At 36.7% G+C, this 23676-nt stretch carries 24 protein-coding genes and 2 pseudogenes; 9 read left to right on the top strand and 17 right to left on the bottom strand.

The window, feature by feature from the left end:
• Positions 1 to 42 precede the first annotated feature (42 nt).
• The 5 genes from crcB to thiD all read left to right on the top strand — a co-directional run bounded on the left by crcB (position 43) and on the right by thiD (position 3581).
• A complete protein-coding gene (gene crcB / locus ACQKNX_RS07300; RefSeq protein WP_427428293.1) occupies positions 43 to 405 on the top strand; it encodes a fluoride efflux transporter CrcB in 363 nt (120 codons plus the stop codon).
• Positions 402 to 734, top strand: a complete 333-nt coding sequence (locus ACQKNX_RS07305) for a fluoride efflux transporter FluC (protein WP_427428294.1) — start codon at positions 402 to 404, stop codon at positions 732 to 734. Before crcB ends, ACQKNX_RS07305 begins: the two co-directional genes overlap by 4 nt.
• Before the next feature lie 27 nt (positions 735 to 761).
• A complete protein-coding gene (locus tag ACQKNX_RS07310) occupies positions 762 to 1109 on the top strand; it encodes a hypothetical protein (protein WP_427428295.1) in 348 nt (115 codons plus the stop codon).
• A 190-nt stretch (positions 1110 to 1299) separates the two neighbouring features.
• Complete coding sequence (locus ACQKNX_RS07315) at positions 1300 to 2496, top strand: DUF418 domain-containing protein (RefSeq protein ID WP_427428296.1); 1197 nt, start codon at positions 1300 to 1302, stop codon at positions 2494 to 2496.
• A 266-nt stretch (positions 2497 to 2762) separates the two neighbouring features.
• The gene (gene thiD / locus ACQKNX_RS07320) at positions 2763 to 3581 is read left to right on the top strand and encodes a bifunctional hydroxymethylpyrimidine kinase/phosphomethylpyrimidine kinase (RefSeq protein WP_427428297.1); all 819 of its coding nucleotides are present in this window, start codon (positions 2763 to 2765) and stop codon (positions 3579 to 3581) included.
• Positions 3582 to 3674: 93 nt separating this feature from the next.
• Here the strand turns inward: thiD and ACQKNX_RS07325 are convergent, their stop codons facing one another.
• A complete protein-coding gene (locus ACQKNX_RS07325; protein ID WP_427428298.1) occupies positions 3675 to 3986 on the bottom strand; it encodes an antibiotic biosynthesis monooxygenase family protein in 312 nt (103 codons plus the stop codon).
• 88 nt (positions 3987 to 4074) lie between these two features.
• Between ACQKNX_RS07325 and ACQKNX_RS07330 the strand changes: the two genes are divergently transcribed.
• On the top strand, positions 4075 to 4764 hold the full coding sequence (locus ACQKNX_RS07330) for an ArsR/SmtB family transcription factor (protein WP_427428299.1): 690 nt from the start codon (positions 4075 to 4077) through the stop codon (positions 4762 to 4764).
• 206 nt (positions 4765 to 4970) lie between these two features.
• Here ACQKNX_RS07330 and ACQKNX_RS07335 read toward each other — a convergent pair whose 3' ends face one another.
• From ACQKNX_RS07335 to ACQKNX_RS07375, 9 genes and pseudogenes are all read right to left on the bottom strand, one after another.
• On the bottom strand, positions 4971 to 5846 hold the full coding sequence (locus tag ACQKNX_RS07335; protein ID WP_427428300.1) for a DMT family transporter: 876 nt from the start codon (positions 5844 to 5846) through the stop codon (positions 4971 to 4973).
• A 212-nt stretch (positions 5847 to 6058) separates the two neighbouring features.
• Positions 6059 to 7246, bottom strand: a complete 1188-nt coding sequence (locus ACQKNX_RS07340) for an MFS transporter (RefSeq protein WP_427428301.1) — start codon at positions 7244 to 7246, stop codon at positions 6059 to 6061.
• Between the two features lie 130 nt (positions 7247 to 7376).
• Positions 7377 to 7838, bottom strand: a pseudogene (locus tag ACQKNX_RS07345) (VOC family protein).
• 244 nt (positions 7839 to 8082) lie between these two features.
• The gene (locus ACQKNX_RS07350) at positions 8083 to 8952 is read right to left on the bottom strand and encodes a metal ABC transporter permease (RefSeq protein ID WP_427428302.1); all 870 of its coding nucleotides are present in this window, start codon (positions 8950 to 8952) and stop codon (positions 8083 to 8085) included.
• Complete coding sequence (locus ACQKNX_RS07355) at positions 8949 to 9821, bottom strand: metal ABC transporter permease (RefSeq protein WP_427428303.1); 873 nt, start codon at positions 9819 to 9821, stop codon at positions 8949 to 8951. The genes ACQKNX_RS07350 and ACQKNX_RS07355 overlap by 4 nt, the downstream gene beginning before the upstream one ends.
• Positions 9815 to 10564, bottom strand: a complete 750-nt coding sequence (locus ACQKNX_RS07360; RefSeq protein WP_172771904.1) for a metal ABC transporter ATP-binding protein — start codon at positions 10562 to 10564, stop codon at positions 9815 to 9817. Before ACQKNX_RS07360 ends, ACQKNX_RS07355 begins: the two co-directional genes overlap by 7 nt.
• Before the next feature lie 8 nt (positions 10565 to 10572).
• Entirely contained in the window at positions 10573 to 11487 is a 915-nt protein-coding gene (locus tag ACQKNX_RS07365) for a metal ABC transporter solute-binding protein, Zn/Mn family (protein WP_427428304.1), read from the bottom strand.
• A gap of 648 nt (positions 11488 to 12135) precedes the next feature.
• Positions 12136 to 12300 carry a hypothetical protein gene (locus tag ACQKNX_RS07370; RefSeq protein WP_340824065.1) on the bottom strand — a complete coding sequence of 55 codons (165 nt, stop codon included), beginning with the start codon at positions 12298 to 12300 and terminating at the stop codon, positions 12136 to 12138.
• A 214-nt stretch (positions 12301 to 12514) separates the two neighbouring features.
• Complete coding sequence (locus ACQKNX_RS07375; protein WP_427428305.1) at positions 12515 to 12640, bottom strand: hypothetical protein; 126 nt, start codon at positions 12638 to 12640, stop codon at positions 12515 to 12517.
• 62 nt (positions 12641 to 12702) lie between these two features.
• On the opposite strand from ACQKNX_RS07375, the gene ACQKNX_RS07380 reads away from it, so the two are divergent.
• Positions 12703 to 13728, top strand: coding sequence for an S-layer homology domain-containing protein (locus tag ACQKNX_RS07380; RefSeq protein ID WP_427428306.1), 1026 nt, complete (start codon positions 12703 to 12705; stop codon positions 13726 to 13728).
• 1100 nt (positions 13729 to 14828) lie between these two features.
• Here the strand turns inward: ACQKNX_RS07380 and ACQKNX_RS07385 are convergent.
• The 4 genes from ACQKNX_RS07385 to ACQKNX_RS07400 form a co-directional block, all read right to left on the bottom strand.
• Complete coding sequence (locus ACQKNX_RS07385) at positions 14829 to 15878, bottom strand: 2,3-butanediol dehydrogenase (RefSeq protein ID WP_427428307.1); 1050 nt, start codon at positions 15876 to 15878, stop codon at positions 14829 to 14831.
• Positions 15879 to 15898: 20 nt separating this feature from the next.
• Positions 15899 to 16537 carry a GntR family transcriptional regulator gene (locus tag ACQKNX_RS07390; protein WP_427428308.1) on the bottom strand — a complete coding sequence of 213 codons (639 nt, stop codon included), beginning with the start codon at positions 16535 to 16537 and terminating at the stop codon, positions 15899 to 15901.
• Positions 16538 to 16824: 287 nt separating this feature from the next.
• Positions 16825 to 18570 carry an adenine deaminase gene (gene ade / locus ACQKNX_RS07395; RefSeq protein WP_427428309.1) on the bottom strand — a complete coding sequence of 582 codons (1746 nt, stop codon included), beginning with the start codon at positions 18568 to 18570 and terminating at the stop codon, positions 16825 to 16827.
• A gap of 124 nt (positions 18571 to 18694) precedes the next feature.
• The gene (locus ACQKNX_RS07400) at positions 18695 to 19144 is read right to left on the bottom strand and encodes a pyridoxamine 5'-phosphate oxidase family protein (RefSeq protein WP_427428310.1); all 450 of its coding nucleotides are present in this window, start codon (positions 19142 to 19144) and stop codon (positions 18695 to 18697) included.
• A gap of 139 nt (positions 19145 to 19283) precedes the next feature.
• Here ACQKNX_RS07400 and ACQKNX_RS07405 point away from each other — a divergent pair, with 139 nt between their 5' ends.
• Positions 19284 to 19910: a YczE/YyaS/YitT family protein gene (locus tag ACQKNX_RS07405; protein WP_427428311.1), complete on the top strand. Its 627-nt coding sequence runs from the start codon at positions 19284 to 19286 to the stop codon at positions 19908 to 19910.
• A 65-nt stretch (positions 19911 to 19975) separates the two neighbouring features.
• Here ACQKNX_RS07405 and ACQKNX_RS07410 read toward each other — a convergent pair whose 3' ends face one another.
• From ACQKNX_RS07410 to ACQKNX_RS07420, 3 genes are all read right to left on the bottom strand, one after another.
• Positions 19976 to 20611 carry a 50S ribosomal protein L25/general stress protein Ctc gene (locus tag ACQKNX_RS07410; RefSeq protein WP_427428312.1) on the bottom strand — a complete coding sequence of 212 codons (636 nt, stop codon included), beginning with the start codon at positions 20609 to 20611 and terminating at the stop codon, positions 19976 to 19978.
• A 275-nt stretch (positions 20612 to 20886) separates the two neighbouring features.
• Entirely contained in the window at positions 20887 to 21807 is a 921-nt protein-coding gene (locus ACQKNX_RS07415; protein WP_427428313.1) for an S-layer homology domain-containing protein, read from the bottom strand.
• Between the two features lie 149 nt (positions 21808 to 21956).
• A complete protein-coding gene (locus tag ACQKNX_RS07420) occupies positions 21957 to 22646 on the bottom strand; it encodes a YjjG family noncanonical pyrimidine nucleotidase (protein WP_427428314.1) in 690 nt (229 codons plus the stop codon).
• Between the two features lie 379 nt (positions 22647 to 23025).
• Here ACQKNX_RS07420 and ACQKNX_RS07425 point away from each other — a divergent pair.
• Positions 23026 to 23292, top strand: a pseudogene (locus ACQKNX_RS07425) (radical SAM/CxCxxxxC motif protein YfkAB); the annotation flags it as partial.
• Positions 23293 to 23676 lie beyond the last annotated feature (384 nt).

Below are 23676 nucleotides of genomic sequence, written 5' to 3' on the forward strand. Positions count from 1 at the left end.
TAAAACAATAAATGACCTTAAAAGTTAAAGGAGTCTTTGAAATTGAAAACGTTTTTGGCAATAGGTATAGGTGGATTTTTCGGCGCGATGTCCCGCTATTACCTCAGCGTGTTCCTTCCCAACACTGCTAACTTTCCAACTACAACACTTTTTATTAATTTAGTTGGGTGCTTTTGTTTAGCCTTTCTTTTTACGGCTTTTACTAACCGTACACCACTCGTACTTGGCGTTGGTACAGGCTTTTTAGGAGCCTTCACCACTTTTTCAACCTTTTCTGTAGAAACACTTTTACTCATAGAAAATAACCAATGGGTACAAGCCCTTTCTTATTGTTTAATTAGCGTATTTGGCGGTTTAGCTTGCGCTTGGCTTGGTGCTTTACTTGCAAGGGGGCGAATGCAATGATCCTTGTAGGCATAGGTGGATTTTTAGGTGCATTAACGAGATTTTACTTAGGAAAATGGATTGTCAGTACTTATCCTTGGGCAACCTTCATTATCAATATTACAGGTTCTTTTATCCTTGGTCTTTTATTTGGCAGCCATCCAAGTGAAGCATTATGGCATTTCTTAGGTATCGGTTTTTTAGGTGCTTACACAACTTTTTCGACATTCGGCTTTGAAATGCTACAACTAGTGGAAAAGAAAAAATGGGGACTAGCTTTAGCCTATATTTGTAGTACAGTATTATTAGGATTACTCTTTGCTGCACTTGGTCTTTACATTTTGGCATAATGTCCTTAACATTCAAGAGGTGATTTTTTGACACAAGCGACAATTGAACAGCTCCAAGCGTTGGAGACTGAAATAAAACATACTTTATATACATTAATTGACTTAGAACTGGACGAAGCCTATCAAGAAATGACTACCCACTTTGCTCAACTGCTCGCAAAAGTACAAGCCGCTCATTTAATTGATTATAAACTTACTGTTCTAGTTGAACCTGAAGCTTATGCTACCGAGACTTGTATATTATTAGAAAGTTTACTCGAAGCAAAGAACAGACCAAATAAAAGGCATCAGTTATTAACCCATCGGATTATTTTAAAAATTTGGTTGCGTAAAAATCGACACTTTATAAATGACTTATTACCACAAATGTTTTAAGCACCTTGGTTTTCTAAGGTGTTTTTTAAATTCCCAGTCAGTCCCCTCGACGAATAAAACACATTTATTCTATTTCAATACAACAAAATGCTCATTTTATCGAAACCTTCCTTTTCTCTTTGCGTTTATTAATTATGAACGCTACATGACAATCTATTAATTCTATATAAACTGATAAGAGGTGTTTTTTATGGAGAGAATAAAATTACTAGATGTCGCTAGAGGACTCGCTATTATTGGCACACTTGGAACGAATATTTGGGTTTTTGGATCTTCCTACCCTTTGGTAGAGGTTGATGAAGCCGAAGTTTCGGAAATTGGCTCGTACATATCTAATTTCACAAATTTCTTGACGAATGGTAAGTTTCTCGGTCTGTTAACGATTATGTTCGGTATTGGGATGCAATTGAAATATACTAGTTTTCAAAATCGAGAACTCCCCTGGTTTCGTCTATATTTATGGTCAATGATATTACTTTTTATCGATGGGCTTCTCCATTTTATATTTGTTTTTGAATTTGATGTACTAATGAGCTATTCACTAACAGGTATCCTTGTTGCTTTTATCATCCAATGCTCCGAGCGAATAATGAAAATATGTATGTATTGTGCTGGTGCTATTCATGTCCTTTACCAAGTAGGGCAAGGATTCTTTAGTGTGATTATGTCTTCTAAGCTAGCAAGGATGTTGTTTCCAAATAATCCTTATGCCAATATTAGTGCTGAACGTGATCTCGCTGAACAAGCATTAATTCGATATGATAATCAATTGCTTGAAATATCTGGGTTTACTTGGTGGGAGCAAGTCGTTTACAGGATGGAGCATTTTTGGGTGTTACGATCTGAAGCCATTATGATTTTACCAATGAATGTTTTTTTATTTTTACTTGGCGTCTTCCTCGTACGAAAAGGTTTATTGAAAATGGATGAACGCGGAATTCGACTGCAAAAACGCCTGCTATGGATTGGTTTTGGTATTGGCATTCCAATCAATGCACTATCGCTCTTTAATGTACAATTTGTCGTATTTGACCGCTACGTTTTTGCCCCTATCTTATCACTAGGCTATTTAGGCCTTGTTTTCTTGATTGCTCGCCATCAAAAGTTTGTCAAAACACAACAATATATTAGTAATGTTGGGAAAATGGCGCTTACATGCTATATTACCCAAAATATCGTATCTTCCTTTTTATTCTACAATTGGGGTCTCGGTCTTGCTAAACACTATAGTCCCCTTTTAATATATGCTTTATGGCTTGGTATTACGTTATTTATGATAGGATTTTCAACATTCTGGTTACAAAAATATAAACAAGGACCCGTTGAAACAATCTGGCGTAAACTAGGCAATATTCCTGTGAATCGCTATAAACAAAAACTAACATAATTCCAATGCATATTTACATTAAAACATGTATGTGCTTAGCGAATTAATAAGTACATACATGTTTTAAAAGCTACTTTTTCAGTTCAATTTTATGTAAGCACTCCTATAGTAGATACGAGAAATATAAACTGACATTATAAAAACTCTACTTTCTGGCTATTTTAAATCAACGACATTTATTATTAAAATAAAATAATATTCAAATATTTATTACAGTAACGTAAATCAACAAGCTATTACACAACAAGAAGAGGAGTATGCTTATTATGAAAAAAGCATGTACAATCGCAGGTTCTGCCGCACGTGGTGGGGCTGGTATTCAAGCAGATTTAAAAACTTTTCAAGAACTAGGTGTGTACGGCACTTCTGCCATTACTGCCTTCGTGGCAACACATCCTGATACAAAGCAAGGTGTTTATACACAATCACTAGAAGTTATTGAGGCACAGCTTCATACAATTTCGTCACAAATTGGCATAGATGCTTTAAAAACAGGCATGCTATTTACCAAAGAGATAATTGAGCTTGTTGCGGACTGGCTTCCTACCGCTCAAGTCAAACATGTAGTTATTGATCCTGTTATGTTTGGTAAAGTAGGGACAGCTTTAATGGAGGAAGGTGCCATGAACTCTTTAAAAGACAAGCTCTTACCTCATGCTACTATTATGACACCAAATATGCCTGAGGCCGAATATTTACTAGGGGGTAGAAACCTTTCTACTATTAGCGATTTACAGGACGCTGCCCATGATTTACATAAGCTTGGTACTCAATACGTACTTGTGAAAGGCGGACGCCTCGATGGTACCGCAACGGATGTATTATTTGATGGAGTACACATGCTAACATTAGAAGCTCCTCGTATTGATACAATTCATACAAATGGTGCAGGTTGTTCATACTCTGCAGCGATTACTGCAGGATTAGCACAAGGTCTTAGCGTTGAGGATGCAGTAATCCAAGCTAAAAAATTCGTTACAGCGGGAATACGACGTGCGATTCCTTTTGAAGCTGTTGCTGGTGCAATCGATCACCGCGCATATAAAGAGGTTGGAGAAAATAACATTACGATTACTAGATGCTAGTTTGATGTGCTTTGATTTGAAGGTAGACTAAGAAAAAATCCGCGTAACCTCTTTATAGGTACTGCGGATTTTCTCGTTTTCCTTTCGTATTGCTCATTCCCCTTGAAAAGAGTAGGCACGCATAACTTGGCATATTTCTACATGATAATGACTATACCATTTTTCTTTTCCTAATTGTTGCGCTACAGAATGCTTAGCATTGATTTTCCAATTTCGGATTGCTTCTAGCGATTCCCAGTACGATACCGTAATTCCTTGCCCTTCATGATTTCTTGTGCTCTCAACACGAAGAAAACCAGGCTGTTGTTTTGCTAATGCCTCAATCGTATTTGCCATTTTGGCATACCCAACATTGTCGCTATTCGTCCGCTGTGATGTGAAAATTACTGCATAATAACTATCCATTTTTAGTCCCCCTTCTTCCTTCTTCTCTATTGTAAACGATAAATACTTTCAATATAATCGAACTATGGAATGCAAAGGAGCTGGAATAATGAGTATTAACCCAAATATGGCTGAAGTCGCTTCTTTGCTTGGAGAGACATCAAGAGCAACCATGCTAGCTAGCTTAATGGACGGACGATTTCACACAGCTAGTGAATTGGCATATATGGCAAATATTAAACCTCAAACAGCTAGCTTTCACCTAGCTAAGCTAGTAGAAGGTAACCTAATAAAAGTCGAAAAGCAGGGACGTCATCGCTATTTTCAGCTAGCAAATGAAGATATTGCACAGTTTTTAGAAACTTTTCTAGCGATTTCACCTCCGCCTGAAGTACGTTCATTAAAGCAATCAAGCCAAATACAATTACTACAAGATGCTCGAACTTGCTATGACCATTTAGCCGGTAAATTAGGTGTTCACTTAACTGATTCAATGATCAACTCGGGATATTTGCAAAAAGAACAAAATGAATATGTTGTTACACCTGATGGCGTAGCTTTTTTTACACAGTTCGGTATCGATTTAGAAAAATTAAAAAGGACGCGTCGCTCTTTTTGTCATGCATGTTTGGATTGGAGTGAACGTCGTCATCATTTAGCTGGAGCACTTGGCCACGGACTGCTGACCCATTTTTTAGACTTAGAATGGATTACACGTGTACCTACAATTCGTGCAATTAAGGTTACCGAAAAAGGACGAAAAGGCTTTAAACAAGTTTTTCATATGGATGTGAAATAAGTGCCAGTCACTCAAACAATTCTCAAACAATTTACTACGCTTCTAGTATCTAAGTAAAAATCCACAAGACTACTGCTGGAACGCACGTAATGTAAGACGCCAACAGACGGCGCGACAGCTACGGTTGCGACTTACATCGTGCACGCGGAAAGCGCAGTGGATTTTTACGCTATAGAAGTTGAAGGGCTTATGGTGTAGCATCTGTTTTAATAGTCGCCTGTTCTCGCAGAAGTAAAATTCCGATTCACAAGATAAATACCACTTAAAATAAATAGCCCCCCTATCAAAAGCGACGAGTGTAATGGTTCATCTAATAATATCCAGCCTGTTAATACCCCAAAGAAAGGGGCTAAGAATAAGTAAGCACTCGTTTTTCCTGGATCACTATTTTGTAATAGATAGTACCAGCCAGCAAATTGAACGATTGATGAAAAAATGCTTAACCATAGTAAAATAGCCAATGAATGTCCATTAACGATAAAATATGGCTGCTCCAGTACAATACTACCTAGTAAGAGCAGTAATCCCCCAAAGAGCATCTGATATGCTGATAGAACCCATGTATCAAACAGTACACCCCATTTTTTTGCTAATAGCGTGGCAATTGCCCAAAAAACAGCAGAAAGAAACCCGAAAACTAGACCAATTTTCCACTCGATTTGTGCACCCATTGTAATCATGACACCGATTAAACCGAGAATAACACCGCCCCACTGATACAAACGGTAATGTGCTTTTGTAAAAATAGTAGCCAATACAACGACTAACAATGGGTTCGTAAATGTTAGAATAGAAGATTCACTAGCTGTAATCGTTCGCAAGCTTAAAAATATACAGCCCATCACGCCAGCAGTTTGGAATGTACCAATTATAAGAATTTTCAACCAATTGGCTTTTGTCGTTGGGTGAGGTCTCTTTAAAACAAGAACAATTACAGCCATGAATACACCCGCTACGATAAAACGCAATGCCGCTAATAATAATGGAGATGCGTAAGGTAAACCCAATTTTACAATGGCAAACGAAGAACCCATTAAAAAAGTTGTAAGCAGTAATAAAGCGATAAATTTAACATTATTCATACAAATTCCCCTAACTTTTGGTAATAACTATTTTATATCCATTATAAACATAGAATAATTCAACGCCCATCGAACTATGGAATTCACTGCAAACCATATAAAAAAAGCTACCTCCACATTTAGTGGAAATAGCTTGTAATTTAACTTAATAAAGATAAGGCAATATGTGTTTTGGAAATTTCTATAGCCGTGTTCATTGTGATTAAGCTTTGTTATTGTGCATGCATAATTACATTCTTTTTCTTTGAAAAAAATAGAAAAGACACGGTTAAGCTTAGACTAATGATACCAAATACTAGACCCATTCCATTTAAGCCGATTAAATCAAGCATCATTCCTGTTGATAGTAGAACGATTTGGAAGACGACAGAGTCAATCATATTACGGAAGGAAAAGAAACGGCCATAATACTCTTTCGGCACTTGTTTTTGAAAGATTACCATTGTCGTTGGGAAAAAACAACCTACAGAAAAACCAAATAGTCCAAATGTCAGTAACGCAAAGAAAGAATTATCTGCAAGCAGTAACATAAGCTCCATTAAACCAATGATAAACGCAAGTCCAAATAATAATGTACCTATATTCACTCGCTCAACAATATATTTGAGCCCTGCTGCTCCTAACATAAAGCCGATACCTTCAACCGTATACAATAAACCAGAAATAGTTGTGGACTGGTGAATTTCTGATATTTTCATAATGACTAAATTAAAAGAGCCTAAAAATAATGTAGGGATTAACATTAGAACAAGTGTCATTAAAACGACTGGATGCTCTTTTAGCATAGGTAAAACTTCCTTAAATGCACCTTTTTCCTTATCTTGAACGGACAGATTAATTGTTTCATCTAGCTTTAATCCGTTTGTTATGAAATACATTAGTATGTATACAATAAGCGAAATAATGTATAACCATTTCAACTCAAAATAACTTAACATTAAACCCGCTGCCGCTGTTCCGACAATTCGTGAAATCGTTCGAGCATTCATTTGCCATGCATTCAATGAGATTAAATCTTTATCCTTAACAACCATTGGAATAATTGATTGTAAAGCGGGCATATAAAATGCTGCGGCAATTTGCAATGTAATTAAAAACAGTATCATCCAAATGACCGAATTTGTATAAAGTGCGATAAACATAAAAAATACGCTAATAATGCGACCTAAACTTGCAAACTGAATGACCGTTTTTTTCCTTGATTGGTCAATTAATCGTCCTGCAAGCGGCGCTACAACAAGACCAGCTAAAATTCCAATTGAAATAATTAATGATTTATGAAAATCAGACGGAACTACCTCTTGCATAAATGCTAGATTTCCAATAATCCCAGCCCATAAACCAAGACCTACTACAAACTCACCTAATAAAATAATCCATACGTTGTGATTTTTCCACATGCTGCATCCCCTCGTTGTCCTATATTAAATTTTAATAACACCCATCGTACCAAAATTATAAATATTCGTACATATAAAATTACAATTCTTGTATTTTATTTCTACCTTAGCTCGTGATTATGTATTCTTTTTACCAATCCTCATTTTTGCACCAATCATTTAACGACATCATTGGAAAATCTTCCTCGACATCCAGTCTTAATGGCGCAATCAGCTCAATGGAATTCCCGTCTGGATCAGCAAAATAGATTGCGGCATGTGCATGTGGATTATTTGGTAAAACAAGCGGTTATTGTGCTGGCGTAAAGCCAAATGCTGTTTTTATTTCAATGTCAATGGATCGCAGCCACTCTTTCACTCGTGTTAAATCTTCTTCATCAATTCTGAAAGCAATATGCCGAATAGAAGGATGATAATCTATTTTTGCTTCCTTACTTTCCCAAAGTCAAATCCAACTCTCCCCTTTGACAATCCAGAAAAAAGCTAATTGATTTTTCACATAAGCTAACTCAAGCCCTAGTTTCTCATAAAAAGTTATTGACTTTTGTAAATCACTTACTAGTAAATGTGCTTCATATAACCCTTTTATCATGCTATCGCTCCTTATAATCACTGATAAAAGTATACTATTAATATATAGAGTGAAAATCATGCTAAAGGATGAAATGTTCACCTTATTTTAACCTTTCTCATTATTCGTTCTCGATGTTCCAAAAATAGAAAATGAAGAGATGCTGCCTATTATAAGCCTCACCTCTTCATTATTATTACTTTTTATAGCGTAGGTACCTACTATATGTGCAATCATTCATGGTAGTCCTCACATTGTCTTTCAATTATAAACCCTCTAATTTACCAACGAGGGATTTTCTTCTCCTATCGACAATTTTTTGAGCGAATAACGTGACAATAAATAATAGTCCGACTGCTGTGGCCATCATACCTGCAATGGACGTGTCCCAAAATTTCGCCAAATAATAGCCAATAATCGATGCTGCCCCGCCAAATAACATACTGTATAGAAACATCTGTTTAATCGATTTACTAATTAAATTGGCTGTTGCTGCAGGCCCAATTAACATGGCAACTACTAAAATTGCCCCTACACTATCAAATGCTGCTACAGTTGTGAAGGAAATAGAAGTCATAAAGCCATAATGCAGAAAAATAATTGGAACCCCTATAGACGCCGCATACACTGCATCAAAGGTTGCTAGCTTCATTTCCTTAAAGAATAAAACAAGGAATCCAATATTTATTAATAAAACGAGCAACAACATCCAGACAGCTTTTGGCATTGTAATCGAAAATAATGTCCACTTATCCCAAGGGACAAAGGCAATTTCACCCATTAATACATGCTCAACGTCTAAATGAACATTGCTAGCAAACAATGTAATTAGCAAGACGCCTGCTGCAAATAAAGACGTAAAGACAACACCAATGGCGGCATCTTCCTGTATACCCGATGAATGGAGTAACTGTACTAAATAAGCGGTTAAAATCCCTGCAAATGCCGCTCCTATTAGCATCCAAAAGCCATTTAATGTTTGCGTAACAATAAAAGCCATAACAATTCCGAACAGCACAGTATGGCTAATGGCATCTGCTATCATCGACATTTTACGTAATATTAGAAAAACGCCTGCTATGCCACATGTTATCCCTACTAGAAGACCCGTAAAAATGACCCAAAACTCAATCACCCTACCTCACCTTGCTTTCGAAACTGTTTTTTTCTGAGAAATTTATTAATTTGCCCTGCTGGACTTATTAAATAAGAGATAAAGAAGATGCTAGCAGCTACTAATACAATAATAGGTCCTGTTGATAATCCTGTTCGCAGTGAACTAATAAAGGTTCCGACTAAACCTGATATGCCACCAATAGCAGCACTCAGTACAATCATGGAACTTAGTTTTGCCGTCCATAGTCGAGCACTTACAGCAGGAATGATTAATAGCGCCGACATTAAAATAACACCAACGGATTGGATGCCTGTTACGATCGTTAAAACAATCAATACCGTCAATACAGCTTTTAATGCTTCAACTGGCAAGCCAATGCCCTTTGCATAAACAGGATCAAAGATTAGAAGCTTCCATTCCTTATAAAATAATAGACTAACTAAAATAATGATTGTTGCACATACAAATAGCCATGTTAAGTCGGCTTTCGTCATTGTTGCCGCTTTGCCAAAAATGAAATCATTGAGACCGCTTTGATTTCCTAGTGGGCTATGATTTACAACAGTCAAAAATACAACTCCAATCCCAAAAAACACTGTTAATACTAAACCAATAGCCGCATCTGCTTTCATTTTAGAAAAGGAAACAATCCATTGGATACAATACACAGATAATGCTGACGTAATGGCAGCTCCTAAAATTAAGATTGGTAAGTCTTTTTGACCCGTTAATAAAAAGGCTATTGCAATACCAGGCAATGCTGCATGAGCTGCAGCATCTCCCACTAAACTTTGTTTTTGAAGAAAGGAAAAGGTCCCCGTTATTCCCGCCGCGATTCCCAGTAGCATCGTACCGAGCAAAACCCAAAGTAAGTTACCGCTTAACATACACTGTTCGCTCCTAACGTGTCTTGCATCATGAAAAGTTTGCCACCGTATGTTTTTTGTAATTGCTCTGGTGTAAAGACATCTTCTGTAGCCCCTGATGCTAAAATTGTTTTATTTAATAAAATTGTGTAATCAAAATATTCTTTTACTGTTTGTAAATCATGATGCACAACAAAAATACTTTTTCCTTGTGCCTTTAAGCTTTTTAAAATATCGATAATTGTTTTTTCTGTTGCGGCATCTACACCAGCAAAAGGTTCATCTAAAAAATAGATATCTGCATTTTGCGCTAGAGCCCTTGCTAAAAACACACGCTGTTGTTGACCTCCAGATAATTGTCCAATGGAGCGCTCTGCAAAATCTAGCATTCCTACACTTTCCAAAGCTTGATTAGCAAGCATCTTATCCCGTTTGGAAGGACGTTTAAATAAACCGGTATGTCCGTATCGCCCCATTAACACAATATCAAGTGCATTGGTTGGGAAATCCCAATCGACTGCATTGCGTTGTGGTACATAGCCGACAACTAGACTTTTTGGATCAAAGTTCTTTCCTAGTATTTCTACTTTCCCAACCTTATTTGGTAATTGATTTAAAATCGCCTTTAAAAAAGTCGATTTGCCTGCTCCATTCGGACCAATAATTGCCGAAAGTCTGCCTGTTGGCACTGTAACGTTGGCATTTTCTAATACGGTTTTCTTATCATAAGCAACCGATAAATTTTCAACTGTTAATGCATTCATTTTTCCACCTACTTTAGTGCATCGACAATTGTGTCGATGTTATGTTGATACATCCCAATGTATGTGCCTTCTTTTGTTCCTTCAGCACCCATAGCATCCGAAAATAACTCTCCACCAATAACAATGTCATGCCCTTTCTGTTTTGCTCCTTCTATAACGGCTTTCATCGCTTTATCTGAAACGCTTGACTCTACAAAAATAGCTTTGATTTTGTTATCAACTAAGAAATCTACCATTTCCTGTACGTCTTTCACACCATATTCTGCTTCTGTACTAAGCCCTTGTAAGCCACGAACTTCAAACCCTTGGCTCTCACCAAAATAGTTGAACGCATCGTGAGCCGTTACTAATATACGTTGTTTTTCTGGAATTTCATTAATACGCTTTTTCGCGTAAGTTTGCAATTCATCTAATTTTTTCAAAAAAGCTGTTTCATTTGCTTTAAAATCATCCTTATACTCTGGATATTCTTTCACAAGTGTTTCCGTTACTGCATCTACAACTTGTTTCCATAGGTCAATGTTAAACCATATATGCGGATCGTGAAGTAGCCCTTCATCTTCACTATCAAGTAGCTTATCTTTATCTAACTTATCACCAACAGCTAGTACCGTTTTATCTTTTGACATTTGATCGAAAATATCGAGCATTTGGCCTTCCAATTGTAAACCGTTATAAAAAATTACTTCAGCGTTTTCTAACTTTGATAAATCACTTTGTGTTGCCTTGTATAAATGTGGGTCAACACCTGGTCCCATTAAAGCGGTCACAGTTAAATGGTCACCGCCAATTTCTTTAATAACATCGCCAATATGCCCTGTCGTTGCAACAACGACCCCTTCCCTTTTTCCAGTTTCATTTTTTTCTGCGCTACAACCGAAAAGTAACATCATTAAAACAATTACACCTAATAAACGTTTCATTTACCATTACCGTTGTCAAAACCTTCTAAAACGTTATAAGTTTACGTTTACTTCTTGCTTCATCGTACTCATTTTTACCGAAGCCACTTTCGTTTGTCTTAGCACCACCACAAGCTGATAGTTGCATACAACGAATATATATTAGCCGTATCTTCTGCATTTTAACGACTAATAGAAATTACATAGATGGGCGCAGGATTTTCATCTTACTATGCTACACCCATCACCTTTAGAGATTCTTTCAAATAGGGAAAGCTTTTATTAAAGCTATTTCCACTATAGATTTTAGAAGAAGGATAACATTTAACTGTTTCAATCAAATAAACGCGAGCAAACTCCTACAGCTTTTTGCCCAATGAACTTGAGAAAGATGTGATTATTTAGCATTCTCAGTAGTATTACTTCTCCAAATCGGTTCTAGAAAGTTTATCTTTAATGTTAGTCGCTGCTTAATGAAGATGTTGATCCGGATATTCTTTAAGCGATGTTGAAGCAAACGTTTTATCTTTTTTGTTTTATAGTGTTGCTTGTTTTGACTAAACGGCTTCCCTCCTTAAATTTTATAATTTACGAGATATGTTTCGCTGCAACTTGCGTAAACATTTCTCTTATTTCCGCATTACTGTTGATGCCGCTTTGTCTCTCAAATTAATTATTTATCATAAATTTCTTCATAAGCTGTTTCCAGCCCATCCAAAATACAACAATTGAAATCGCTACACCTACAGATTGGGTCATTTTCCACAACATCGTCAGAAACACTAGTATCCCTAGTGGAAGAATCGTTAGTTTTAATTCATCTAACTTTTTCATTGAGTCACTCTTCTTTCATTTACGATATTTTGTTTCCCTTAGGAAAAATATATGCTTAAAGCGAATAAATTTCAACTGTTTTAACAAAAATTTTTTTAAAAAATTTTTTTCTTGCATATCTTTTATATTTAGCTAACAAAAAAACACCGCCAATTTTTGTACATGTTCTACAAAAATTAGAGATGCCAATCTTGTTTATAAAAAGGACGAGGAATTAATCTTCGTTTTCACCGTTTAAATGTCCTAAGTGGCTAATAGATTCTTCGATATTGCCAATAAATTCTGACCACTTTTTGACTAGTAAAAAGGACATGTACTTGAAAATATCTAATGGAAACATTTGCAGTTTCCATCTATATCCTGCAAACTAAATAGTATAATTGCTAGAAAGGAAGAATGCTAATGAAACAATTATTGAGTATAGTATTGCTTTCATTACTTATCGTTGCTGGTAACCTCAAGGTAGAGGCAGCTGGTTTCACAGATGTGACCGAAGACCATTTTGCTTATGAGGCAGTCATGTGGGCAGAGGAATATGACATTATTGATGGCTATGCTGACGGCACGTTCAAGCCGAATGCGACCATTACCGAGCAACAATTTGCAAAGCTACTTGCCAATTATTATGAACTGGAAACTCCTTATGATGAGTTGAAAAAGCAAACCCCAGCAGCGAACTGGTCAGATGAGTATTATAACCGCCTCGCAAGTTATGGTGTACCTCTTAACGGCTACTTTCATAACAATATCCGAGCAACTGCTATAAAACGCGGTGTTGTTGCACAGGCTATCACTCACCTAGCAGAGGGCAAGCGTGGCCTCAATGAATCCATTCAATTTTTACTCGATTCCTATATTTCCACTGGTCAGAACGAGCAATATGAAAATCGTGACTTGCAAAAGTTTTTTGGCGTTGCAAACAATATGACACGTGCGCAAGTCGTTACATTACTTCATCGCATGGATTCGAGAAATTTGTATACTATTTCTGATGATGCACAAAACATTCATGATAATCCGAACAATGCTTCCTTAAATTCACGAGCGATCAATGGACAACATCAGCTAGATAAAACGATGCAGCAAGTGACACCTTCAAATAGTGCATGGGAAGGTACTTATACGTACTACTATAAATGGGGCAAAGGGGCGAATGAGTTTAATCGCCGCGACGCCATTATTTCTAATGTCACAAGTAAAACTTTTAATATTTCTTTAACAGCAAGTGATGGTCAACAGTTAGGTAGTGTAGATGGGACAGCTACCATTACATCTAATACTAAGGCTGTAATGAACAGATCTGAAAATGGAAATCGCTGTGTTCTGGAATTCGAGCAACTTAAAAATGCGCTAAAAATAATCGAGGTTGATTGCAGTTCAGAGCGCGATGAAGGTACGAATTTTTCGGGTACATTAAAAAAACAATAAACTCTATAAGCCATTCCTGTGAAATGAACTTATTAGCTACACTCACAAGCAAAAGAGCATAGACTAACTCGTTTATTTTGAAAGATTTTAACATTGTGCTCATTCATGGTTTACGACATGCTGAACATCAATATGTTGAGGAAGATTATTTTTCCCATGAATAGGGGTTTATTTTAAGTTGCAGTTCTATTTTGTTGAGCGAATAAAAGAAAGAGAGAACTATAATTAGTTCTCTCAGCTTGTCGACAAAAGGGATTAAGAATAGAAATCTTAATCCCTTTTGTTGTTTTTATTGTAAAAAATGGATTTTTAAGCTTTAGTAGCAACTATTATGCCCGGTGCCAACGCTTAGTGCCAGGTACTCAAACAATTTTTAACACTAGCACTGCTAATAGGGCATTTTAATAATTTCCGAGTAAAAATCCACGTAGACTCCTGCGGGAACGCACAGAACGTAAGACGCAACAGACCGCGCGTTAGCGAGGGTTGCGGCTTACGTGTGTGCCCGCGGAAAGCACAGTGGATTTTTACGATTTAGGAGCCGGTATTATGCTATGAATCTTCTGTTGATTGGAGTGGAGGGCGGGCGACTCCTGCGGGAACAGCACAAAACGTAAGACACAACAGACGGCGCGACAGCGACGGTTGTGGCTTACGATGTGCCCGCGGAAAGCGCCCGACCGTAGCGGAAATCAACAGCAGTAGACCTCTAAATTTATTTAATGATTACAGCAGACGACTATCATATATAATCATAACTGCAATAATTGTACTTTATTTTCACTTTTTCCTTCGTAAGAGCGTGTTGACACTAGTTGATTGGAGTGGAGGACGGGCGACTCCTGCGGGAACAGCGCAAAACGTAAGACGCAACAAACCGCGCGTTATCGAGGGTTGCGGCTTACGTGTGTGCCCGCGGAAAGCGCCCGCCCGTAGCGGAAATCAACAGCAGTAGTCACCCCCTATATTAGTTTTAAATAAAAAAAGACTATAGACAAATTCGAAAAACTTCGAGTTTGTCTACAGTCTGAGAAAACTAATTAGTTCTCTTAAAGATAAAGGAGCTTAAACTAGTATTAAATTCACTATCTGGAGTTGTATTATTTTTCTCCACTCAACTCAACTAATATTTTTGATTGAGTTTTGTCGTTTGTTAACGCTTCAAAACCTTTATCAACGATATCATCTAATTTTATTTGGCTTGTGATAATGCCTTGTGGATTTAGCTGACCAGCACCCATTGCATCAATTGTTCTTTGGAATATTGTTGGTGTATAAACAATTGAAGAAAGAAGATTCACACCAGTGTTTGTAAGATGAATTGGATTCCACTCGATTGGTCTCGCAAAAATAGAAACAATCATCATATTACCACGCGCTTTTGTTACATCAATAGCTTGTTTAAAAGTAGGAGCAACTCCAGCAACTTCAAAAGAAACATCTACTCCATCTGCTACAATCGCTCGAACAGCTTGTACAGGATCTTCTTTTCCTGAGTTAATAATATGTGTTGCACCTAATTCTTTCGCTTTTTCTAATCGGTTATCAGATAAATCTAATACGATGACTTTGCTTGCACCAGATGCTTTAGCAGCAATGACTGTCAATAATCCAATTGGTCCAGCACCAAACACTGCAACTGAATCTCCTAAAGTGACGCCAGCATCTTTTACAGCTTGTACAGCAACCGCCATCGGTTCTACTAATGCACCATCTTGTAATGTTAAATTATCAGCTAAACGATGTACATTTGTTGCAGGCACGTTTGCATATTTTGCAAACCCACCGTTTCCATGTAATCCGATGAAATTAAATCCATCATAACGATCTATATCTTCATGTTTGTTTCTATATGTTAAAGTAGGATTTATTACTACTCGGTCTCCTACTTTAAAATTTGTAACCTTAGAACCAACTTCTTCGATTACGCCAGCAAATTCATGTCCCATTGTTAGCGGAGCAATTTCACTCGTTAAATCAGCTTTTGCATCAACCGGTATGAATACTGGACCTTCTTGATATTCATGTAAATCACTTCCACAAATACCTGCCCAAGCTACTTTTACTTTCACTTCATCTTCTCTTAAAGCTCGTAATTCAACCTCTTCTACTCTAATATCTTTTACGCCGTGCCAAACTGCTGCTTTCATATCAATTTCCCCTTTAAAATTTAATTAAAATGATGCCATAAAATAACATCTTTAATAGCATTTCGGGCATTTTCAAAATCCGATATTTCTATACACTTGATAAACGTATGAATGGACATATGATAGGATTCAACAAGATTCATTTTCCATTTTGTTTGTGCAGCTACATTTGTAACAAATATGGTTTCTTTAAAGAAACGTAGCATCGCAATATTTCCAGTAATATCAAAAAACAATTGTAACAGGTGGGCAAACGATACAACATATTCGTAAATATTTTTTACGGACTTTCTTTGTTCCATCGTTTCAAAACGAAGTAAAAGTTCATTTTGAAATTCGGCAGTCCATTTTGTTTCACAATTTTTAAGTGCAAGATCCAACAGGTAATAAAGGGTCTCCAAATAATCCTTTAATTCCTGATCCGAAATAATTTTTACACTTACACCTTTATGTTGTATTTTTTCAACTACACCATCTTTTTGTAAAAGATACAGAGCCTCTCGGACAGGTGCATGACTTACTTGTAACTCTTTTGCAATTTCCGACTCTATCAAACGCTGTCCTTGTTCATATTGACCTGAAAATATGCGAAATAATAATTGCTCAGCTATTTGTTCTGCTATCGTTTTCTTCGAAATTGAATTTTCATTAAACCCCATCTAACCACTCCAATAAATTTATATCCTCTTATTTTAATAGTTCAGTGTATATGGTGGCTAGTAAAAATGTTATCTATTATAGATTATCGATAATCTATAAATGTTATTTTAATATGAAAACGCTTCGATTTCAATAATTTTGAATCAGGCGCAGTATTATTTTCATTTAATAGTACGCAAAAAATGATTATAATCGTATTGTTTAGCCGCATGAAAAGCAGCTTATGGCATAGATAACAACTAAAAAAACGACCTGATTGCACGCTGCATTCAGGTCGTTTTTATCATTATGCTTCTACCGAAATATGTTGGAATGTTGTGACATCAAATAGTCCTGAATCCGTTAATTTTAAGGATGGGATAACAGGCAATGCCACAAATGAAAACGTTAAAAGAAAATGAAAATCTAAATTAGGGTTTAGCTCATTTAGTGCAGTGTGTAGACTCGCTAATTGCATTTTGGCATCATGTGCTGTTGCATCTGTCATTAACCCACCAATTGTTAAAGGCATTTCTGCTAATATTTTGCCATCTGCTACGATTACAAATCCTCCTTGAATTTCTTGAATACGATTAAGGGCCATGAGCATATCATCATCATTCGCTCCAACGACTAGTGCATTGTGAGAGTCGTGTGCTACTGTCGTTGCAACCGCACCTTTTTGCAATCCAAAACCTTTCACAATACCAAGACCAGTAGTATGCAAATGATGGTGGCGCTCGATTACAGCCAACTTTAGTAAATCCTGCTCTACAGATGGAATAAATTCACCTTTCGTAACCGGTACATCTACTACTAAATGGTTGGTAATAAGCTGATTAGGAACAATTTCCATTACATTAGCTTTTGATCCTTTTGTAAATGGAATGGCAAGCATGTCCGTAGTAATAGTTGGCAAATGAACAGAGCGATGGATATGGGCAGGAACTTCGGGTTCTACACGCGCAGTTAGCATTGTCCCATTTTCAGCAACTTTGACGCCATTTTTCCAGACAGCTTTCGCTCGCATTTTCGTAATATCTTCCACTAAGACAAAGTCGGCTTTATAGCCTGGTGCTATTGCCCCTCGATCGTATAAACGATAACACTCAGCTACGTTAATTGTAGCGATTTGAATAGCTTGCAATGGCTCCATTCCTTCTTCAATCGCCATCTTAATATCAAAGTTGATGCTTCCCTCTTCCATTAATTCGTCAACATACTTATCATCAGTACAAAAACCAAAGCGACGCGCATTTATTGTATTTACAGCCGGTAATAAATCACGTAAATTTTTAGCTGCTGAGCCTTCACGTATTAATACATACATTCCTTGCTCTATACGATCTAACGCTTCTTCCGCTGTCACACACTCATGATCAGTATGAATGCCTGCCGCTCGGTAACCTGTAATTTGTGTGCTAGTCAATCCTGCACAATGTCCGTCTACAACAAGATTAGCTTGTTGTGCTAACATAATTTTTTCAAGCATGCTCTTTTCGCCATTCAGCACAGCTGGAAAATCCATCACCTCTGCTAATCCACGTACATTATCATTGGTCATAAAAGGGGCTAAGTCTGTAGCGGTAAGTGTGGCCCCTGCATGTTCAAAACGAGTGCCTGGCACACTGGAAGGCAGCATTACAAAAATATCCATTTCAGCTTGTTTCGCATCATCTAGCATAAACTGGATGCCTTCAGCACCTGCAACATTTGCTATTTCATGCGGATCTGTGATGACAGTCGTCACGCCGTGAGGAACAAGCACGCGACTAAATTCAGAAGGCGTGAGCATTGATGATTCAATATGTATATGCCCATCCATTAACCCTGGTATAACATAATGTCCTTTTGCATCTTCCTCATTGTTAGCAATAAAACGATTTTGTGTATCAAGGGCTACAATTTGCCCATTCTTCACAACAATATCTGCATTCTTCCACGTTAAAGTAAAAACATCTGCAACTTGTGCATTACGCAAAATAAAATCCGCCTCAATTTTCCCCTGTGATGCCTGTATATTTTCTGCTAGCTGCTGTACTTTTCCTATCATTTTGAGCACTCCCTTTTCTTTTATGACCTATCATGCATGAATGACGAAGGAGTTTCAAGTCATGTTAATTGTTTCGTCTTAATTTTTCTATTTACCTTATTACTAGTATGAAAAAAACGACCATTTATAAATGGTCGTTTGTAAATTCTAACTCTTTAGGTGGCTCACCTTTTTTGTTCATCAATCGCATACGAATAGGTTCAATTTTAAGTGTCACCATCTCATCTTTGTTGCCAATGATAATCCCTGTAAAAAATTCTGCTAATTTATTTTTTAAGCCTTCCTCTTCAATTTCTGTGAGCTTCCCTTCAATTTCTACAAACGTATCGCCAAAGCCTCCATTATCGTAGCCATATAAAATATGTGTATACGGATTTTTCAATAGCTCATCGATTTTCTCAGAGTGCTTATTTGTCACTGTATATAATACGAAGTCTTCATTTTGAAATGTCATATAACGTGAATATGGCTTACCATTTTCAACGGTTGCCATCGTTCCTATTTTTTCTCGATTTAATACTTCTAAAATTTCATCACGTACTGAAGTCATTTCATCCCATCCTTTCATATTCATTATTATTTTACCCCTCGTTCTTAAAGCTAAACCGCCTTTTTTTGAAAAATATGAAATGACTATTTTCGGCGCTTTTTCTAAAACTATTGCTATAATACTTTGTTGGACAACATGAATTTTTCAGAATGAGGTTTTAAATATGAAACAAGCTTTTTTTACACGATGTCTATTTTTCATTGCTGGCATCTTAGTTTTATCCTTTGGCATAACTTTAACTATTAAAGGACAATTTTTTGGCGTTGGTTCATGGGATGTTTTACATATAGGGTTAGCCAAAACATTTGGTCTTACAATTGGTACTTGGTCTATACTAATTGGTTTAGCCATTTTAGCATTTGATATGCTGGTGACAAAGAAATTTCCTTTACCAGGTACATTTATAGATATGTTTTTAGCTGGAATTTTTATTGATATTTTCAACTTTTGGCTACCAGATATTGAGGGCTTTTGGATGCAGCTACTTGCCTACTTAACTGGATTGCTTTTACTTGGGTGGGGCTGTGGCATGTATATGGTAGCGAATTTAGGCATTGGCCCACGAGATACATTAATGCTCTTGTTGGTTCATAAGCTAGGCTGGAGTGTTACACGCGCTCGTACTTTAATGGAAGTAACTGTTGCTATTATTGGCTTTTTACTTGGTGGTCCAATTGGAGTAGGAACAGTGCTAATGGCTTTCGGTCTAGGCCCAATTGTACAATTAGCATTAACTTACAATGAGAAATTATTTACAAAATGGACTGGTGTTAAGAGCGCTGTCGTTTAAAAAATATTCAAAAAGCTTGTGAAATGTAACACTTTCACAAGCCACTTCATTATAATAAAAACTCTTTATTCTCTCGGTTCAGCTGTATTTTGTCCTGTCGCTTCTATTACTTCAGGTGTGCCATCTACTGTTTCCTCTTCTTGTACATTTTCTGCTGCTGGAGGCGTGATTGTCACTAATGTATAGTCGTCTTCATTTAAAATTTCAAAGTGTACGTTTTGACGAATATCTCCAACATACAATGAGGTACCAATTGCGACATTCGTTACGTCAACTTCTACCGATTCTGGTATTTCCGAAGGTTTCACTTTAATACGAATTTCACGATTTGGCTGTAACAGGAAGCCTCCATCTTTAACACCGATAGCATCACCTACTACGGTAACAGGGATATCGACTTCTAGCTCTTCTGACATATTGATTGATTTAAAGTCTACATGCTTTACAAAACCTTTTAACGCACAACGTTGTACTTCCGTTAACACTGCATTTACTTTTTTTCCCTCGACATCTAATTGAAATACACTTTTACTACCAATTTCGCTTAAAACTTTAGCAAATGTTCTAGCATCAAGTGATATCGAAGTGGGCTCCATTTGATAACCGTAAACAACGCCAGGAATAGCACCACTTTGCCTTAGTTTTGTTAATGTTGAGCGTTGTCCTTTATGACGTTTTGTAGCATTTAATATAGTACTCATCAGCTTTTTCCCCTCTCGTGAAAACTAGTCTCATAAATGGTTTTGCCCGATAGTTTATTTTTTATACCTTTTTAAAGATTTATTGTGCTCAATTTCTCTTACAATATTTTGTTCTTTTTATCGAATATTTCACATAATAAAACACCTTTTCTTCCTATAAGGATAAAAAGGTGTTCAATCGCTGATTAGTTTGTAAATTTCGCCGTTAAAATTGCGTTAATCGCCGATAGCTCTGCCAATACCGTCAATAGAGTGCCAGGCACTTAAAATAGCACTTATAATCTGCCTGTTGCTTGCAAAGTGACAGCCAACATTTTTGCGAATTGACCTCGTGTAATATACTGATTCGGGTTTAAATTTGCATTGTCATCTAAAGCACCGATTGTATATAGTGTCTGCGTGTGACGTAATAACTCTCCTTGGAATGTATAGCTATCTTCAAAAGGTAAAATGGTTGTATCATCTTTATCTTCTAGCACAAAATCAACTGCATCTAATGTGCGTCCTAGCATCAATATCGCCTGCTGACGTGTAATTTTGCCGTTCGGATCAAAAGTAGTAGGAGTTTTGCCATGAATAATGCCTAATGAATGTAAAGCACCTACATGACCTCCGTACCACGATGTTTTTTGATTTATGTCTGTAAACTGTTTTGTTGGCTCCTGCTGAAAGCTAAATGCACGGACGAGCAAAGCACTAAACTGTGCACGTGTTAAAGAGTCATTTACACCGAAATTATCTGGTGTACGCCCACGAATAATTCCACGCTCTGCCAAAGTTTGAATGTAGGAGCTAGTTGATGTCTTTGCTAAATCTCGGAAATAGAGTTGCTCAGGTTGCACAAACTTCAACTCTGCATTGTTATGGATTATCGCAACCACACGATCCCCTTCGTCTCGATAGGCAACGGGTTCCATTCCTTTTTTCAATACTTGCTGTAGCACACCGGATTGCCCATTTTTAAAAATGACAACTTCAAGCGGTTGACGATTATTGACGATATTCGCTTTAATGCTATAGACTCCATTTTTTTCAGCTGCAGAAATCGTAGCACCATAGGCAGAATAGATTGTCATATTTTCTGTTTTCATATGTACGTAGTGCGTCGGTTCTTCATAGGCGGAAGCTTCTATCGGGAAAGCGATCGATGCCCCCAGCAATACAAGTATAGTCGTTGTTTGAAATATTCTTTTCATATTGCTCCTCCCTCTTATTATTTTCTATAACTATCATAATAGATTTAATTGTTTAAAAATATAGTATTTTTAGCACATGCTCCTACAAGTTCCCTACCTAAAAAAAACTTCGCCACCTATCAAATAGTAGAGCGAAGTTCCTTTATGAATTATTTATTTAATAACACATGCAACTCATGTAATTTTTTAATTTCATAATGAGGCTTAATATCAGTTGTATTTTGCATATCGCGGATGTTAAACCAGCACGTATCAATCCCTGCTAGTAAACCGCCTTTCACATCAGATGTTAGTGAATCTCCCACAATTAAAGTCTTATCTTTAGTTAATCCGTCGATACGGTCAAAAACATAATCAAAAAATGCTGGCATCGGTTTCTGATAGCCCGTTTGCTCTGAAATAAAAATACCTTTAAAATATTTTGCTAAACCTGCATCTGCTAATCGTTTATTTTGTGTTTTTGTAACACCATTTGAAACGACGTATAAATCGTAACTGTCTGCAAGTTGTGCAATCAGCTCATATGCCCCATCTACGTAATGATGTGCTTCCTGCAAATACTTTTGGAAAACAGTTTCAACATACTCGCCATCTACCTCTATGCCAAATTCCTTTAACGCGATTGAAAATCGAGTATTATGTAGAGAAGTTTTTGTTACTTCGCCTCGCTCAAAAGCACGCCACATTGACTCATTAATTTCTTTATAGCGGGTAATCATAGTCGGTGTAGTCGCAATTTTTTCTTGTTCAAATAAACGGTTTAGTGCTGCATCTTCAGCTAAATTAAAATCTAATAATGTGTCATCTACATCAAATAATAGTATTTCATACTTACTCAAAACAAATTCCTACTTTCTTCGTTACGGTCTTCCCGCCTTGCTTTCTCCATCATAACGTTTTTTTAGAAAAATAGCAGTGTTAATACTCAATCTTTTCTTTGCATTTATGTATTGAAAGAAACCCATTTTCGAACCATATGCTGCCATTGTCTACTTGCAAAAGTATTCTAAACGTAATACCACATACCTATTTCATTTATCATCGCTATTTTCTTTCAAAGATTGAAACGCTAACGAGGATATTTAGAAGCATTTTTTATATCGATACACGAATAAAATTTCCTAGATAGGACAAAAAAAAGCTCTTTCAATAATTTCATATTTGAAAATAGCACTGAATATGAGACAATAGAATGCTAGAAAGGAAGATGTACGAAAAATGACGACCTTACAAAAAATGACGCCCAGTTTTGATCCGTGGGAAGCGTATTTAGATGTCGAACAACATGGGCAAATGACCCTATCAAATATTGAATTTACAACAACAAACCTTTGTAATATGCGCTGCGCTCACTGTGCAGTCGGCTATACATTGCAAAATAAAGACCCTGAGGCACTGCCAATGGACATAATCACGAAACGCCTTGATGAAATTCCACACTTAAAAACACTTAGCATTACTGGTGGTGAACGTCCTATACCAAAGTCTATAACATCTTCATCTTGTGCGTATTCTACTTCAAGGTTTGATAAATCAAGGATTTCACCTATACCACTACGAATTTGCATATTAACTTCCCCCTTCTTGTCGATATAAATATTAGTGAATAAACTTTCTATCATTTGTTTCTGAACTGCGATTGGAGCCACTTCAATTAAGTCTCCGTATTCTTTAGCTAAGTCATAAAACTCCTGATAATCAAATCTAATTTTTTTATCATTTGTAGCATCATCGACTAGTTTCGATAATGAATCCTTTAGATTATTAATTTCTATAAGTAATCTTTCTTGCTCTTTGATGTATTGATTTTGTAAATCTTCATTTTCTATTTTGATTATCATTCGTGTTAAATTTGATAATTCACGCTCT

This window comes from Lysinibacillus sp. NPDC093712, assembly GCF_050280025.1.
Classification (GTDB): Bacteria; Bacillota; Bacilli; order Bacillales_A; family Planococcaceae; genus Lysinibacillus.